The 17401-nt window shown below is 32.0% G+C and carries 16 protein-coding genes; 12 read left to right on the forward strand and 4 right to left on the reverse strand.

All coding sequences use genetic code 11. The features are described from left to right. Nucleotides 1-1983 (reverse strand): DUF3352 domain-containing protein, encoded by a 1983-nt coding sequence (locus WA327_RS09985; protein WP_336069281.1) that lies wholly within the window; start codon nucleotides 1981-1983, stop codon nucleotides 1-3. Nucleotides 1984-1986: 3 nt separating this feature from the next. Next, a complete protein-coding gene (locus WA327_RS09990) occupies nucleotides 1987-3630 on the reverse strand; it encodes an acyl-CoA carboxylase subunit beta (protein ID WP_336069283.1) in 1644 nt (547 codons plus the stop codon). Nucleotides 3631-3791: 161 nt separating this feature from the next. Between WA327_RS09990 and WA327_RS09995 the strand changes: the two genes are divergently transcribed. The 3 genes from WA327_RS09995 to WA327_RS10005 are packed head-to-tail and all read left to right on the forward strand — an operon-like array spanning nucleotide 3792 to nucleotide 5527. Continuing rightward, nucleotides 3792-4328 (forward strand): NAD(P)H-dependent oxidoreductase, encoded by a 537-nt coding sequence (locus WA327_RS09995; protein ID WP_336069285.1) that lies wholly within the window; start codon nucleotides 3792-3794, stop codon nucleotides 4326-4328. Between the two features lie 4 nt (nucleotides 4329-4332). Further along, the gene (locus WA327_RS10000) at nucleotides 4333-4776 is read left to right on the forward strand and encodes a MarR family transcriptional regulator (RefSeq protein WP_336069288.1); all 444 of its coding nucleotides are present in this window, start codon (nucleotides 4333-4335) and stop codon (nucleotides 4774-4776) included. A 34-nt stretch (nucleotides 4777-4810) separates the two neighbouring features. Beyond that, nucleotides 4811-5527, forward strand: coding sequence for a pirin family protein (locus WA327_RS10005; RefSeq protein WP_336069291.1), 717 nt, complete (start codon nucleotides 4811-4813; stop codon nucleotides 5525-5527). 51 nt (nucleotides 5528-5578) lie between these two features. Here WA327_RS10005 and WA327_RS10010 read toward each other — a convergent pair whose 3' ends face one another. After that, nucleotides 5579-6727, reverse strand: a complete 1149-nt coding sequence (locus WA327_RS10010) for an MFS transporter (RefSeq protein WP_336069294.1) — start codon at nucleotides 6725-6727, stop codon at nucleotides 5579-5581. A gap of 290 nt (nucleotides 6728-7017) precedes the next feature. Here WA327_RS10010 and WA327_RS10015 point away from each other — a divergent pair, with 290 nt between their 5' ends. Next, the gene (locus WA327_RS10015; RefSeq protein ID WP_336069297.1) at nucleotides 7018-7200 is read left to right on the forward strand and encodes a CAL67264 family membrane protein; all 183 of its coding nucleotides are present in this window, start codon (nucleotides 7018-7020) and stop codon (nucleotides 7198-7200) included. A gap of 33 nt (nucleotides 7201-7233) precedes the next feature. Next, entirely contained in the window at nucleotides 7234-8925 is a 1692-nt protein-coding gene (gene ettA, locus WA327_RS10020; RefSeq protein ID WP_336069300.1) for an energy-dependent translational throttle protein EttA, read from the forward strand. A 251-nt stretch (nucleotides 8926-9176) separates the two neighbouring features. Here ettA and WA327_RS10025 read toward each other — a convergent pair whose 3' ends face one another. Continuing rightward, nucleotides 9177-9968: an MBL fold metallo-hydrolase gene (locus tag WA327_RS10025; RefSeq protein WP_336069302.1), complete on the reverse strand. Its 792-nt coding sequence runs from the start codon at nucleotides 9966-9968 to the stop codon at nucleotides 9177-9179. Between the two features lie 167 nt (nucleotides 9969-10135). Between WA327_RS10025 and WA327_RS10030 the strand changes: the two genes are divergently transcribed. The 7 genes from WA327_RS10030 to WA327_RS10060 all read left to right on the forward strand — a co-directional run bounded on the left by WA327_RS10030 (nucleotide 10136) and on the right by WA327_RS10060 (nucleotide 17395). Continuing rightward, nucleotides 10136-11482 (forward strand): microtubule-binding protein, encoded by a 1347-nt coding sequence (locus tag WA327_RS10030; RefSeq protein ID WP_336069303.1) that lies wholly within the window; start codon nucleotides 10136-10138, stop codon nucleotides 11480-11482. Between the two features lie 236 nt (nucleotides 11483-11718). Beyond that, a complete protein-coding gene (locus WA327_RS10035) occupies nucleotides 11719-11895 on the forward strand; it encodes a hypothetical protein (protein WP_336069305.1) in 177 nt (58 codons plus the stop codon). Between the two features lie 30 nt (nucleotides 11896-11925). Then, entirely contained in the window at nucleotides 11926-12987 is a 1062-nt protein-coding gene (locus tag WA327_RS10040) for a hypothetical protein (RefSeq protein ID WP_336069308.1), read from the forward strand. Nucleotides 12988-13036: 49 nt separating this feature from the next. Continuing rightward, nucleotides 13037-13396, forward strand: a complete 360-nt coding sequence (locus WA327_RS10045) for a four helix bundle protein (protein WP_336069310.1) — start codon at nucleotides 13037-13039, stop codon at nucleotides 13394-13396. Nucleotides 13397-13480: 84 nt separating this feature from the next. Further along, complete coding sequence (locus WA327_RS10050) at nucleotides 13481-15439, forward strand: AAA family ATPase (RefSeq protein ID WP_336069314.1); 1959 nt, start codon at nucleotides 13481-13483, stop codon at nucleotides 15437-15439. Between the two features lie 118 nt (nucleotides 15440-15557). After that, complete coding sequence (locus WA327_RS10055) at nucleotides 15558-16793, forward strand: DUF6638 family protein (protein ID WP_336069317.1); 1236 nt, start codon at nucleotides 15558-15560, stop codon at nucleotides 16791-16793. 77 nt (nucleotides 16794-16870) lie between these two features. Then, entirely contained in the window at nucleotides 16871-17395 is a 525-nt protein-coding gene (locus WA327_RS10060) for a hypothetical protein (protein ID WP_336069319.1), read from the forward strand. Nucleotides 17396-17401 lie beyond the last annotated feature (6 nt).

A 17401-nucleotide genomic window follows, 5' to 3' on the forward strand; every position in this document is an offset into this window, starting at 1 on the left:
TTACAACCTATCTTTGTAGACCAAATCATCGTTTAGATTGTAAGCTCTCCAAAGTCCAACTTGTTTGTCTTTTCGGTATTTACCGCTAATTTTTAAAATCCCGTTTGGATAAAATTCTTGGTATTTACCGTGTTTTAAACCGTCTTTTAGTTCTACTACAATATGAGGCTTTCCGTTAGCGTAGTTTTTGGTAAAACTTCTTGCGGTTAAGTCTGTTGGATATAATTCGGCAACGTTAAACACTGTGTTTTTATCTAAATTTTCTTCTGTAATTTCTATGGAATAAGATGAAGTGTATTGCTTTTCTTCTTCAAAAATGAAATTGTTTTTCACAGATTCTACAGATTCATATTGCATGATAATTTTACTACTAAAAAACTTATTTTCAGGTGTTAATTGTAATCCAATTTGAGGAAAACAAATAAAGTAATCCTTATTCGCTTTTAGTTGCTTTTTTGTGTCATTATCTACAAATTGGTAAGCCGAATTATATAAACTTGGCGTGTTGATGTAAGTAAAAACACTAGATCTATTTTCAAACTGATCTTCAAAGTCTTTAAAAGCTTCAAAATTATCTAGTGTTTCTTTATCAATGTAAGTGTTTATAATACTTTTAAGCGTATTTGGATGATTGCTGAATACTACATAATCATCAATAATTGTAAAGTAAGGTTTTTCAATATCTTCAAATAACCCACCTAAAAATAGCTTAAAAAAACCTTTAATTTGCATGTAATTAATAGCATAACCTTTGTAGTTTATTTCTTTAAATTTTAGAGGACTTCGTTTTCTAATTTGCTCTAAGACAAAGCCTAAATTTTCTTTAGCATCATCTACATGCTTAGCCTTTAAAACTAAAGCAACATCTTGTTTAGATTCTGATACTGACGAATGTAATTGAAGCAAAGCCACTTCGTCATCAACCCAATTTATAAAGTGTCTTTTAATGTTTATTTTAAGGAAACTTTCGACTTGCTCGATACCTTTGGTATAGGTTTTAAATTGCTCTGGATTTTCTTTTTGAAGCGTCTCAAAATTCTGATAAAATTCAGAAAAACGACTGAAACCAAAGCTAAGATATAACGCGGTTTGTTTTGGTGCTATTTCAGTAATACTACGTCCGCCTTTACCTGATTTTTGTAAGGCTTTAAGGTAGATTCCTGCTTTTGGATTAACATTTGTAATTCCGTTTGCAGTAATGATATTTTTATTTAAATCGAAACTAAAGCCACTAAACGCTAAACTTTTACTAATTGATGTGGTTAGTGTATTTGGTTTATTGGAGAATACTTTGACAAACTCATCTAAATAATCGTATTGAAAATATAGACGAAACATATCATTACCGTCGACTTCTTTTTTAACCTCTAAAAAATTAAGATTTCGACCAATTTCTGGCTCTAAATATTGATCAATTGATGCTTCTACCAACGTGTGCACATAGGACGCAATCATTTGATTTTTTACAAAACTGATGTAAAGCGTTTCACGTTTTTTTTTATCGTAAATTTCTGTGATTTCATGTTCGTGATACTTGCGTTTGCTTACTTTGTAATTGTCATTTACAACAGTATTTAAATGCGACTTTAATACATTTAATCTTGATATTTTTTGCAAGTCTACAACATATAAAAAGCCATATTTTTTTGGCGCATAAACATGTGCTGAAACTAATAAATCTCTATTACCAATTTGATTAAAAACAGATTCTCTTTCTTTAAAAATAGAATCGAGTTTGTTTAGGTTTTTAGCAAGCGTGTTAAAATAGTCGTTAGTATTTAGATGTTGCCAAATATCACTTTTACTTATTGCAGCCCAATTATCTACAGGTTGATCAGTTTCTATTACATAAACAGCATCTTTCGGTACCAAATATATGGACTGAATATTATCGTTTGTAGCAAAGTAAAACACGTAAACTTGATACAAGCAAAAGATTAAAAATAATACTCCTAAAGTGGATAATATGGGACGTTTTTTCATTAATTACACTTGTAAAACACCCATATTAAAAGGTTTTTCAATAGGCGAGTGGTTAGCTGCTTCAATACCCATACTAATCCATGTTCTTGTATCTAAAGGATCTATAACTGCATCTGTCCAAATTCGCGCAGCAGCGTAATAAGGTGACACTTGATTGTCATATCTAGCTTTGATCTTGTTGTATAATTCTTCTTCTTTTTCTTTAGTAATCTCTTCACCTTTTTTCTTTAAAGAAGCAGTCTCAATTTGTAATAAAACTTTTGCAGCACTATTACCACTCATAACTGCTAATTCTGCACTTGGCCAAGCAGCAATTAAAGTAGGATCATAAGCTTTTCCGCACATAGCGTAGTTACCTGCACCATAACTATTACCAACAACAATTGTAAATTTTGGCACCACGCTATTACTAACCGCATTAACCATTTTGGCACCATCTTTTATGATTCCACCATGTTCACTTTTGCTACCAACCATAAATCCAGTAACGTCTTGTAAAAAAACTAACGGTATTTTTTTCTGGTTACAATTTGCTATAAATCTAGTCGCTTTATCTGCGCTATCATTATAAATCACACCACCAAATTGCATTTCGGTTGGTTTGGTTTTAGAGCCTTTAGTTTTTACTAAAGTACGTTGGTTGGCTACAATACCTACAGCCCAACCGTCAATACGTGCGTAAGCAGTTATAATGGTTTGTCCGTAACCTTCTTTATATTCATCAAATTCAGAATTATCAACTAAACGTTTGATAATTTCTTTCATATCATATTGATCGGCGCGACTTTTTGGTAAAATACCGTAAATATCTTCTGGGTTTTCTTTTGGTTTCTTAGCATCAACACGGTTATAACCAGCTTTATCATAGTCACCAATTTTATCTACAATTCGCTTAATTTTATCTAAAGCATCTTTATCATCTGCAGCTTTGTAATCGGTAACGCCACTAATTTCGCAATGTGTAGTTGCACCACCAAGAGTTTCGTTATCTATACTTTCGCCAATTGCAGCTTTTACTAAATAGCTACCAGCTAAAAAGATACTACCAGTTTTGTCTACTATTAAAGCTTCATCACTCATAATAGGTAAATATGCACCACCAGCAACACAACTTCCCATTACAGCAGCAATTTGGGTAATTCCCATACTACTCATTACCGCGTTGTTTCTAAAAATGCGTCCAAAGTGTTCTTTATCAGGGAAAATTTCGTCTTGCATAGGTAAATAAACACCAGCAGAATCTACAAGGTAGATAATTGGCAATCGGTTTTCAATTGCAATTTCTTGTGCGCGTAAGTTTTTCTTTCCTGTAACAGGGAACCATGCACCAGCTTTTACAGTAGCATCATTAGCAACTACAATACATTGTTTACCTTTTATATATCCTATTTTTACAATAACGCCACCAGAAGGACAACCACCATGTTCTTGATACATGTCTTCTCCTGCAAAAGCACCAATTTCTATAGATTTACTTTTAGAATCTAAAAGGTAATCTATACGCTCTCTTGCGGTCATTTTTCCTTTTTCATGGTGTTTTGCAATACGTTTTTCTCCTCCACCAAGTTTAACTTTAGCAAGTCTTTTCTTTAGTTCAGAGACTAATAATTTATTATGATCTTCGTTTTTGTTGAAGTTTAAATCCATAGAATGTCATTTTTCCACGAATTTACAAAAACTAAATGCTTTTTAATACAAAAAATGCAATACGTTAATTAATTCATAAAAACTTACCAATGTAAATATATTCCTTGGAATATAAATTGATATTTTGTAAATTTGTACCATTCAATAGATAAATAATTACAATGAAAAAAATAATAGCTTTTGCAGGAAGCGACAGTAAAACCTCTATAAATAAGCAGTTAGTGACTTATGCAACAACGCTTACTGAAGGTTTTGAGGTAGAAATTTTAGATCTTGATCATTATCCTTTACCAACATATAGTGTAAACATTGAAAACGAATCTGGTTTTCCAGAAAATGCTAAATTGTTTTTAGAAAAGTTGAAATCTGCAGATGGTTTTATCATATCATTAGCAGAACATAACAATGCTTACACAGCAGTTTTTAAAAGTTTAATGGATTGGTTATCAAGAATTGAATTGAATTTTTTCTTTAATAAATCAATGCTCTTAATGAGTACTTCGCCAGGAGCAAGAGCAGGAATTTCTTCTTTTACAATGGGTAAAGATAGATTTCCTAGACATTCAGCAGAAATTGTTTCAACATTTAATTTACCATCTTTCTATGATAATTTTAAAGATGATAAAATTATTGATGAGGCACTAAACGACGAATTAATAAAAGCTGTTGAAAAATTTACTTCAGTTTTAAATAAATAATATTATGCCTAGTTTTTCAGAAGCCATAAATTCTTCTTTTGTAGACAATAGGGTTAAAGCGATGCTTAACATATTGTATACTGCAAATTGGATTTCGAGTCATCAAAACGAGTTTTTTAAACAATTTGGTTTATCGCCTCAACAATATAATATTCTAAGAATTTTAAGAGGTGCAAAAGAACCAATAAAAGTGCAAACTATTAAAGAGCGCATGGTAGAACGCGCACCAAATTTAACACGATTAACCGATAAGTTATGTGATAAAAAGCTAATAGAACGAATTGCTTTTGAAGGTGATAGACGCGTGGTTTTAATAGGTATAACACAGCAAGGACTAGAACTTTTAAAGAAGATTGATCCGCAAAGTCCGCAATTAAATTTAATTGAAAATTTAAGCGAAGACGAAGCAGAACAACTAAGTAGTCTTTTAGATAAAATGAGACATTAACGATTGGGAAAATATTGCTAAAAAGAAAAGAAAAATGAAAACAATAATACACAGAGCAGGAGACCGTGGTTTTGCAAATCACGGTTGGTTACAAGCAAACCACAGTTTTAGTTTTGCTAACTTTTTTAACCCAGAAAAAATACAATTTGGTGCTTTACGCGTCTTAAATGACGATATTATTGCACCAAGTATGGGATTTAGTACACATCCGCACGATAATATGGAAATTATTACCATTCCATTAAAAGGAACTTTAAAACATAAAGATTCTATGGGAAATAAATGGGAAATGGTTGAAGCAGGAGAAGTACAAGTAATGAGCGCAGGAAGTGGCGTACAACATTCAGAAATGAATGCAAAAACAGATGAGTATTTAAATTTATTTCAGATTTGGATTTTTCCTGATAAGAAAAATGTAACTCCACGTTACGACCAAAAACATTATAAAGCAGAAGACAGGCAAGGTAAATTACAAACTTTAGTATCTTCTATTGATAATGATGACGAAAGTTTAAAAATTCATCAAAATGCTAAATTATCAAGAATTGATTTATTAAAAGATGAATCTTTTACCTATAATCTGATAAGTGAAAATCATGGTGTTTATATTATGACTATTTCTGGAAGTTTTTCAGTAGAAAATAATGAATTAGAAACCAGAGATGCAATAGGTGTTTATGAAACTAAAGATTTTTCCTTAAAGACTAAGGAAGACACTCAGCTTCTGTTCATAGAAGTACCGATGAGCTAACACATTTTTACATTATAATCTACAAAAAAGCACTCTAAAAGAGTGCTTTTTTTATTGATGTTTTCTTATTAAAATAATGATTCCTGCAAGAAGAATTCCTGTACCAGCCATAGCAGTTCCAACCCAATCTGCAGAGGTGTATCCGTAACCCATTGCAATTGGTAATCCAGCAAAATAAGCACCTGATGCATTACCAATGTTAAATGCACTTTGATTTAGAGAAGAGCCTAGAGTTTCAGATCCTTTTGAGGCTTTTATGATTAGTAATTGTATAGGTGTTGAAATTGAAAAAGAAACGACACCGATTACAAAAGTCATAACTAAAACCATAACTTTATGATGAGCCGCATACGTATTGATAATTAAACAAATAACCATTAAAATTAAGACAATAGTAACAGCATAAAGGGATGAGAATTTTTCAGCTAATTTTGCACCAACAAAATTACCTATAACCATACCTAAACCTGCCAATATCATTGCATATGTAACAATATCTTCTGTGTGATGAGCAACTTCAGTAATTAACGGAGCAATGTAACTATACCAAGCAAAGAATCCGCCAGTTCCAATAGTTGTTAAAAGAACGATTAACCAAAGTTCGGCACGTTTAAAGATTTTAAATTCTTCTAAAAAGCTTTTATCAGAAGAATTTTTTAAAAGTGGCATCCAAAATTTAACACCTAAAACAGCCATAACACCAACCAAACCAACAAGCAAGAAAGACACATTCCAAGAGAAATTTTTACCTAAATAAGTACCTAGTGGTACGCCTAATAGATTGGCAAATGTTAGTCCGCTAAACATTATAGCTATGCCTTGTGCTTCTTTACCAGGTTTAGATAATTTACCAGCAACAACAGCACCAATACCAAAGAATGCACCATGAGGTAAACCAGATAAAAAACGTAATATAATGAATGAATTATAGCCTGTTGCAAAAGCAGATAGCGTATTAAATACGGTAAACCAAATCATCAAACCTAAAAGCACTTTATTTGAAGGAAACTTGCTTCCAAAACCTGTTAATGTAGGAGCGCCAACAACAACGCCTAATGCGTACGCCGAAATAAAATGACCAGCTACAGGAATAGTAATATCAAAAGCAGTAGCAACATCAGGAAGAATTCCCATAATTACAAATTCGGTAAGTCCAATTCCAAATCCGCCAATTGCTAACGATAATAATGCTTTATTCATAAAAAGGGTTAGTTTAAGGATAAAATAAGTTACAAATGTAATTTGTACAATTAACTTTAGAAGTCTTAATTTTTGTAATAATATGTTAATTAAAAACTCTTTAAAATAACCGCTAAAAACTTGCTATATAAAGAAAAAATAGGAATTCAATTCGTTTAATTCATAATATATACATTTGTATCTATTACATATGAAACTAAATGTTATTAGTATAAAAAAGCCTTTAATTTCTCTACTTTTTTTACAAAATACACGATATTTGTTTTTCCTAAACTTTAAAACAACTAAAAATGGCAATGAATAAAAATACAGTCTTAGCATGGGCAACAACAATAATGATAGTAGTCGGATTAGCTTTAATAGCACTTGGAGCTTTTAGATATGATGATGTTGCTGGTTGGGGATTTGCTTCTGTTGGGATTGGCTTTTTTGCAATAGCATGGGTATTTAATGCGCTTAAAGGTCGCGTATAATTGTAATAAATAATAAAAAATAACATATAAAATATGTCAGACGATAAAAAAGTAATTTTCTCAATGTCTGGTGTTACCAAAACGTTTCAAAGCGCTAATACACCAGTACTTAAAAACATATATTTAAGCTTCTTTTACGGAGCAAAAATAGGTATTCTTGGACTTAACGGTTCGGGTAAATCTACTTTATTAAAAATCATCGCAGGTGTAGATAAAAACTATCAAGGTGATGTTGTGTTTTCACCTGGATATTCAGTAGGTTATTTAGAACAAGAACCACAATTAGACGAAGAAAAAACAGTACTAGAAGTTGTTAAAGAAGGTGCTGCAGAAACTGTTGCAATTCTTGATGAATACAACAAAATAAACGATATGTTTGGTTTAGAAGAAGTCTATAGCGATCCAGATAAAATGGAAAAGCTAATGAACCGTCAAGCCGAACTACAAGATCAAATAGATGCTTCTAATGCTTGGGAATTAGACACCAAATTAGAAATCGCGATGGATGCACTACGTACTCCTGAAGGTGATAAAAAAATAGGTGTTTTATCTGGTGGAGAAAGACGTCGTGTGGCACTTTGTAGATTATTATTAAAAGAGCCAGATGTATTACTATTAGATGAGCCAACTAACCACTTGGATGCAGAATCTGTACATTGGTTAGAGCATCACTTAGCACAATATAAAGGAACTGTAATTGCAGTAACACACGACCGTTATTTCTTAGATAACATTGCTGGTTGGATTTTAGAATTAGATAGAGGTGAAGGTATTCCGTGGAAAGGAAATTATTCGTCTTGGTTAGATCAAAAATCTAAACGAATGGCTCAAGAAGGTAAAGCAGCTTCTAAGCGTCAAAAAACATTAGAACGAGAGTTAGAATGGGTTAGACAAGGTGCTAAAGGAAGACAAACAAAGCAAAAAGCGCGTTTGAAGAATTATGACAAGTTAATGAGTCAAGATCAAAAACAATTAGACGAAAAACTTGAAATTTACATTCCAAATGGTCCACGTTTAGGAACAAACGTAATTGAAGCGATTGGTGTAAGTAAAGCTTACGGAGATAAGTTACTTTATGAAGACTTAAACTTTAATTTACCACAAGCAGGTATTGTAGGTGTTATTGGTCCTAACGGAGCTGGTAAAACTACAATTTTCAGAATGATAATGGGTGAAGAAACACCTGATAAAGGTGAGTTTAAAGTAGGTGAAACTGCAAAAATTGCTTACGTAGACCAAAGTCATTCTAATATTGATCCAGAAAAAACCATTTGGCAAAACTTTAGTGACGAGCAGGAATTGGTAATGATGGGAGGAAGAGAAGTAAACTCTCGTGCTTACTTAAGCCGATTTAATTTTTCTGGTAGCGAGCAAAACAAAAAGGTGAACTTACTTTCTGGTGGAGAACGTAACAGACTTCATTTAGCGATGACGTTAAAAGAAGAAGGTAACGTATTACTATTGGATGAGCCAACAAACGACCTTGATGTAAACACACTTAGAGCGTTAGAAGAAGGTTTAGAAAATTTTGCTGGTTGTGCAGTTGTTATATCTCACGACAGATGGTTTTTAGATCGTATTTGTACGCATATCTTAGCTTTTGAAGGCGATAGTCAAGTTTACTTCTTTGAAGGTGGATTTAGTGATTATGAGGAAAATAAGAAAAAACGTCTTGGTGGAGATTTAATGCCAAAACGAATCAAGTATAAAAAGCTTGTAAGATAGTTATTAAAAAAGCCTTCCGATTTGGAAGGCTTTTTTTATGAATTAAATTTTATTCTTTTAATGTTTTAATTTCTTTCTTCAATTGAAAAATTTTGTAAACACTGATTATTAGTAAACAAAATACGATTAATAAAGAATAAGACAATATGCTTGTTAGCTTTTCTAACCATATTACATCAGTAGTTTCTTGGATTAAAAGTAGAAGAGATACAATCATTTTAAGCTTTATTTAAAACTACCAAATAAATACACTATATATTTGGATACCATTCTAATAGCTCAACATTAATATCAGGATTACCTTCGTTTACAATAGCTTTAAATTTTTCTACATCACTTAAACCTTCAGTACCTCTAAAATGGTAAGGATAAACAGTTTTAGGTTTAAAGTCTAAGACAGCGCTTGCTGCACTTTCAATAGGCATAGTATAAGGTAAATTCATGCAAACAAAAGCTTTATCAATGTTTTTAAGATTTCTCATTTCTGGGATATCTTCTGTATCTCCAGAGATGTAAACACGTTCATCTCCAAAGGTTAACACATAACCATTTCCTCTTCCTTTTTCATGAAATTTTAAAGCTTCTTCACGTAAATTATACATTGGTATAGCCTCAATATTAATGTCTTTAACAACTGCTGTTTGTCCGTTATTCATCACTTTAAACATTGGTTTAAAGTCCTCAGGGAACTTATCTACCACAGCTTGTGGTGCAACAATTAAAGCGCCTTTAAGGTTTAATTTTTTTAAGGTCTCAATACTTAAATGGTCACCATGTATATCTGTAATTAAAACAATTGTTGGTTGTTTAAAATCAGCAAATGCTGCTTTGCCGCCAGTAGGATCTACATAAATAGTTTCGTCACCGTAATTCATTACCATGGTTGCATGTGTGATTGGCGTAAAATCTAAACTCGATTTTGTTTCTGGTTGTTCAATAACTTCTGTGTTAGCCATTTCAGAGGTCGTTTCTTTTTTAGAATTGTCTTTACAACTGGTCAATAAAATAGACGTTGAAAGAGCAATAAATAGTAGTTTTTTCATTTTTTATGGTTTTCTTTTAAAGATAAGTATCATTCAACAGAAAAAATAATTTGTAACATTTTTATAACAATTAATACTGATAATATGAGCATTAAATATTTCTTCAACTAATATTTTTTATCGAAATTGCTTACATAAAATTTGTCCAACCTTAAAACTAAGTATATATGTCTGATGATTTTGACTTATTAGAAACCAACTCTCAAGAAAAAAACGAAAAAGTAGACGTTAATTGGGGAAAAGCAATTGACACCATGAAGTCTAAACTAGCACAAGAAGACGATCCTGAAAGTCGTCAAAAAATTCTTAACGCGACCTTAGATGATGTTGTACATATGGCAGAAAAAGACCGTACAACGCTTTTAGATGCAATTAAAGACTTAACCGATTATCAAGATGAAGTTGGTATACTTTTCGAGCGTTTTTCGTCTTTAAATGAAGACGAGCAAAAAGTAATCGACGATGCACAAAAAGCATTAGAACGTGCTAAAATCGAACTTGAAGACGCACAAAACAAACCTGATACGTGGTGGAATAACCTTTGGGGAAGAAAAAGCAAAATCAAAAAAGCTGAAGATACTTTAAAAGAAGCCGAAAAAACACGTGCAGCTGCAGATAACAAAGCAAAAGCAATGTTCCAAGAGCGTATAGAAAGTGCAGATGTGCAAACCTTATTAAGCGAGTTGTCTTACAAATCTCAAGCTGCAATTACACGATTAAAAAACCGTGAGGTAGAAATAAAAGAAGTAGAAGATAAGCTGCAAGATGCGATAGTAGAAGCGTCTAAAAACCATACTAAAGCGTTAGAGAAAAAAGCCGAAACCGAAGCTAAATTAGAAGAGCAATACGCATTACTAAAACAAGCGCGTCAAGCTTTAGAAGAAGTAGCAGATAAACAATCTACAGAATACTCAGAAGCGTTAGCTAAAGTCACCAAACTAGAGCAAAAAGTAGAAGAGTTAGAAGGTCTTAAAAACGCTTACACAACTTTAGCTGCATCAAAAGATAGCTTTGTTCACAAGCATAATTTAACGATTAAAGTTTTAACGTCTTTACGCAGTAATTTACAGACGCATCGTGCAAAATTAAAGTCAGATACAGACGAGCGTTTAAAGTATTACGATGGTTACGTTGTAGCACTTAAAGCGCGTACAGATCAGGAGTTTGCTTCTATTTTAGAGCATTTAGGTGTAAAAACAGACGAGCACATTGGTGAGACATTAGCAGCAATGCACACTGCAAGTGCAAGAGCACGTCAAGAGATGATGGACAATATACCAGTTCACGAAAAAGTAATGCAAGGTGTTTACAGTAGTTATGCAGAAGCGTTGCAAGAAATCCGCGCCAAAGACGTAGATATTCAAAAGAATTTTGCCGAGCGTTACGGTATCGATATGAAAGAAATTTTTGAAGACTACTATAAAGCAGATGCTAACAAACCTTCTGAAGATAATTCTGGTGGTGTTGGTAATGGTGCTCCAAAACAAGACACCGAAGACGATTTATTAGGTTAAAATTGTCACTTCGAGTGATTTTGAGGAACGAGAAATTGTATCGAGAAGATGGGCGTTACCTACTTTTGCTTTTAATGGCAAAAGTAGGTCAGGCTTTCCGCTATATCTTTTTTGCGAATGGTCACTAAGCGTAGTCGAAGTGAAAGTAGCAAAAAAGGATGTCGCTTCAATCCTTAACGCATCACTTAGCCAAGTAAAAGTAAAGCGCAAAAGTTAGTCAATATTTACAGTGTAAAATGGATAACTTCATTCAATTTATAAAAGACAACGGATTATCAATAGTCATAGTCATTGTTGGTATTTTTATTATAAAAACAACAAGTTCAGACATTGGATTAATCATTGGTAGTGTTAATGTATTAGTCTTTGGCGGATTAATATTAAAGGCACTTATTCAATATTTAAAAAAATAAAAGCTAAAGCATAAAGCTAACAGCAAAAACATGTCAATAAACCATATTACAACACCATTAGATTCGGCTATTTTAGATAGTAAAGCACAATACGTGTTTTATCATAAAAAAGTAGATTTTGCTCTTAAAGAATTAATTGTTGCTGTACAGCAAAACAACTTGTGTACACAGCAAGAGATTGTGTTTTTTAAGCAATATGCAGATTTGTTGTTGTATTCTATCGAGGCTATGCGTATTAAATACATGTACGACGAGGAAGATAACATGAAAGTTGATGTAACGGATTCTGGGTTTCCTAATTATTTAGAGTTTAGATACCTATATAATGATTTATCATTACGTCATAATTACATTAATAAATTAAAAGATGTATCACAATTACAGGAAGAGTTTTTAGACCAATTATTAAGGGTAAAAGAACCAGTCAGACGTGATAAATTATTTCAAGCAGCGTCAATAGTTTATTATACCTCTGTAGAACAAAAATATATTTTCAACCGCTTTGTTCAAGGTAAAATCATAAAAGCACCAGAAGGTAGTCAAGCAGAATATATGACCAGTTGGAGTTTTTATGACGTGTCTTTAAATAGACCATTTATTTGTTACATGTATTTTGATTACGATGGTAAAGATCCTTTAAAAGACAAAGAAGATATCTACGAGGTTTTAAACAAAGTAGCAGATCGCCAAATGGATTTAGATACTATGGCTTATGGTATAGATAGACGTTTAAAACGTGTATTACCAAAACATATTAAGCGGTTAGATGTTGGTGCATTTCATAATGTGTTTGCAAAAGACGAAAACGAATTAACACATACTATTTTAGAAGCAATAGCAAAAAAAGAAGTGCCTTTAGAAGCTTACGCATTGTCTTTTAAAGTACATGAGGTTATGTCTGGAAGCACATTTCAAGAAGGCGGATTTTTTAATAAGCAAGTGTTACAAAATTGGAGTCCAGTTATCAAACAAAAATACGTCTTTGCGCCTCATAGAATCATACAGCTATTATACAACAAAAACCCTGAAATAATGAATAAACTGGCTAAACCGCCATTTCAAATTTCAGATTTAAAAATTGATAGAGTTTAAGTAGACAGTCTGCAGTTTGCAGTACTCAGTAATAAATAACTTTAAATTCATGAGTTTTAAAACTTTATTGGCATATCAAAAGGGATTTGACTTAGCAATGGAAATATTTCATTTAACAAAGTCTTTTCCAAAATCAGAAATGTTTAGTTTAACATCTCAAATTGTTCGTTCTAGTCGTTCTGTCTGCTCAAATATAGCTGAAGGTTATAGAAAGAGGCAGTATGAAAAGCATTTTAAAAGTAAAATGTCTGATGCAGATAGTGAAAATTCAGAAACTCAATTGTGGCTAGATTTTGCTTTAGCATGTGATTATATTTCTGAAGAAAAGAGAATAGATTTACAAAGTAAAAGTGAAGAAATAGGAAAATTGATTAATTACATGATGAATAATCCTAATAAATTTAGATAAAAAAATAAACTCATGCAGTTTGATAAAGTAGTAGCGCAAGACTGCAAACTGCTTACTGTAAACTGCATACTTAAATAAAAGATAATGGAACACAATTCCACATTTCCTATAAAAAAATCAGAACTAGATGTATTACGCGACGAAGCATCATCTTACTTAAAAAGTGTAAGTTGGGAGCAAGGTGCACGTGCAAAAAACAGAGATAAAGATGCTAAAGACGAGTCTATTTTATTGTATCTGTCTCGTGCCAATAACGGTTCTTCAGTTTCTGTAACATCAGTTTCAAAAACCATTTTAGCGCTAAAAAAGCGTTTGTTGCCAGATAGTATTGCGATTCCAATTCATCTTAACCAGACGTTATATGCCGTTCAAGAAGGAATTACTTTAGGAACGTGGATAAAAGATAGCTATTACGATGCATCTGGTTTATCAAGTTTAAACGAGCGTAAATCGGCATTAGATAGTAGTGGAAAACGCGAATACGAAAGCAAAATGCAAACCGCAACAGCGTTTATGCTATTTGCAACATCATATTATATTCTGCATCAAATAAAACCTTATGCGTCAGACGATTTAAGTGTGATGAAACAGAAGTTTGCAGGTATACCGGAAGTGTCTTTACTATCACCATTAAAAGGAATTTCGTGTACATTATTTTACTATGACAAATATTTAGCGCATCCAGATATAATCAAATCTGATAAAGATGTAGCCGATTTTACTGCGGTATTTTTTGAAGTAGTAATTGACGAAATTAATTTAAGACGAAGCAGTTTAGAATACACCCAAACCATTGTAGATAGAACATACAAACTAGAAAATAGTGATTTTGCAATTTCTGGATGGGAAAACACGTTTCAAGGCACAGCTAAAAGTGTCGACTTTAATAAAATTCAATTTGAGCAAATTGTTGGTAACAGAGATGCTAAACACTTTGCGCGTCGTTTAACGGAAAGAATGTTAAGTTACGATTTTCAAGCGCAGAAAAATCCATTTCAAGAATTAGGTGGATTTATGCCTGTGTTTATGGGTTACGGTATTCCTGGTACAGGAAAAAGTATGCTTATTGCAGCAATAGCAACACGTCTAAAAGAACATTGTGATAATTTAGACATTCCGTTTTTATTTCATCCAATGCCAGATACGTTAATTAGTACATTTCAAGGTGGATCTGCTGAGAAAATGGTAGATTGGATGAAACCTTTACAAGATCCTACAAAATTAATTTTTGCACCAATTGATGATGCGGAAAATAACTTGCAAGAGCGAACAGCACAAGGTGTTTCGGCTGGTGTAAAAGAAGTTATTGGTGTCTTTTTACGTTATACTGAAGGTGCGTATGCAGTTAATTATGGTAACAGTTCTATAGGTTTGTTTACCAACTTACCAGAAATGCTGGATAAAGCGGTAATCTCTCGTGTACAAGGACGTTTTAAAATTGATGGAGCACGTACAGAATACGACTTTTTAGATCAAGATCACTTATGGTGGCGTAAATTTGAAAAGACAATGCCAGACTTTGTAAACATGCAAAACCCTGCAAATTATAACTATTTACAAGATCAAGGTTTGGCTAAAAATATGGGTGAAATTTTAAACATGTCTAACAAACCAACAGAACAACGTGTTTTAGAAGCTTATGATATTGCCGAAAAGCAACATAAAACAACAGATCATTTGTTTTATGCAACGTTGTATAAAGAAATTCAGAAGATATTTCCGTTTTTCTCCTCTAGAGATGTTAGGAATATACAAAGCGCAATTTCATTACGTTTAACCGATTTTGACTTAGAAGAAAGCTGGTTTGAAAATCCAGAGATTTATTTCAAAAAAGATTATGATACTAAGTTTGCAATGCTTCAAGAATTAATGAAAGCTAATATGAAAGGTTTAGACTTTTCAGAAATTAGACGACAAGAAGTCGTACGTTATTTAGATAACGTAGCAACCATTGCAGATACCGATTTTAAACGTCAAGTAGAAGGTAGAGTTAATCAATTAAATATTGAAATGGAAGCAAGAAAACAGTTTGATAAATCTTAATTAAGTTTTAAAAGTTTATAAAGTAAAAAAGTTTAGAAGTAAAAATGAATATGGGTTAATTTAAAAGTTATTCAACATTAAAACTTTTCAACTTTCAACTTTTCAACTAATAATAAAAATGCAAAAACTAAAACAAGCCAATTTATATAGAAGTGAATTAATTCCCGTTAGCGGAAAGCTAGTAGAGCGTTATAATAAATGCTTAGTTAAGCTTGGTTTTTCTCCAACTAAACTAACTAAATTCTCTATTGATGGCGTTGGTTATAGTCCTGAAATAGCCGAAGAAAAAGGCTCGACAATGTATTTAAATAATGGAGAAGCTAATCCGCATGCCATCATCATTTCGCCTTTACAAAAAGGAAAACCTGTGTATTCTCCGTTTCATACGTTTGATAAAGAAATGATGCAGCAAGTATTTAGAATACACGGTGATAAAATAAATGATATTACTCGCGATAGTGCTATTTGCTTAGACTTTGACCAAAATATAGATGCGTTTTATGAGCCATTAGATGTTTTAAAATATGATAAAGTAAGTATCAACTTTCATCTAATAGATAATTTAAATAAAGTCCAAAAAGAACAAGAGCAACTTATTGAAACTTTTAAAAAAGGTAATAATTTTATAGATGAAAGTATTCATCAGCAATTATTAGAATCGGCTAAAAAATATGGCGATTTACGTAACCGAGATTTAAGTTTACACAGTCTTCAATATGAAACAGATTCGTTTTACACCAAAGCTTTTGGAGGTGTTTACTTACTTAGAGATTTTATATCGCCAATAGTGGTTTTTGAGGATTTAAAATGGTATAAAGAAGCGATAAAAGATACAATACATGATGTGTTGATTTATCATATTAATCAACCAGAGTTAATGGAGAAACTTCGTGATCATATTATTGTAGAATATGATTTAGAAGCTGCTTTAGATACTGATAGATACCAGCGTATCAAAAAAATGGAATTTGCAATGTCTTTAAAGGATACGCAACATCCAATTCAGCAAATTTTAGATGATAATGTATTGTTTAAGAGTTATTTGAATAAGTTAGATATTGATAATAGAAAAAAAATTATGGGTGTAGAACTGTATCTTGAAAAGCTTGAAGTAAGTAATCAGTACAAAATTCATGATTTAGTAGATAAAGGTATTTTTAATGCTTTGCATACGCCACATTCATCATTACATATTACCCAACAAGATTTGATATGGAAATTGCTAATCAATATTTCACCAAAAGATATTTTATTCTTGTTTTGGTACGATAAAGAAGAATTTTATAAACAATACGCCACTTGGGATGAATCGTTCAAAGATTGGGTGATAGAGACAATTAGTAACAATATTTAAAAAATTAAAGACTAATTTAGTATAAACTTGTCATTCCGCACTTGATGCGGAATCTACAAAAATTAAATCTTAAAAACATGACACTAGAACTCATCATATTTGTAGCCTCAATTTTATTCGGAATTTTATTGTATTGGAGAGAATCCAAAAGTAATAAGGTCTATCGATTTTTTAATAAACTAATGTATTCTAAAGACTTACAGATGAAATCAGACAGTAAAAAAGGCTTCATATTTCAGCAAAATTTTCTGCTGAGGTTGGTTTATATTACTGTATTGTTTTTAGTAGCAATTATAGTTGTTCAATTTATTTTACCGATTTCAGCATCTTTAGTGCAGTGGTTTGTGTCTGCAATTGTTGGTACTTTAATTGGTACATATTTAGCTAATTTTATACTCAAATCTAGCGATGTAATTGGTGAAAAAAGCGAATCTTTTGAAGACGTTTTAAACGAAAGCATAAACAAAGGAAAAGAGTTTATTGAAGATTTAAAAACCAAAGATGCAAAAGTTGTTGAAGAAGCTAAAAAAGAAATAAAAGAAGAACCTAAAAAAGAAGAAAAAAGCGCTCGAGAACGTTTAAAAGACAAAGGTTTAATGTAGTTAGAG

This window comes from Mesoflavibacter sp. CH_XMU1404-2, assembly GCF_037029465.1.
In the GTDB taxonomy this organism is placed as follows: Bacteria; Bacteroidota; Bacteroidia; order Flavobacteriales; family Flavobacteriaceae; genus Mesoflavibacter.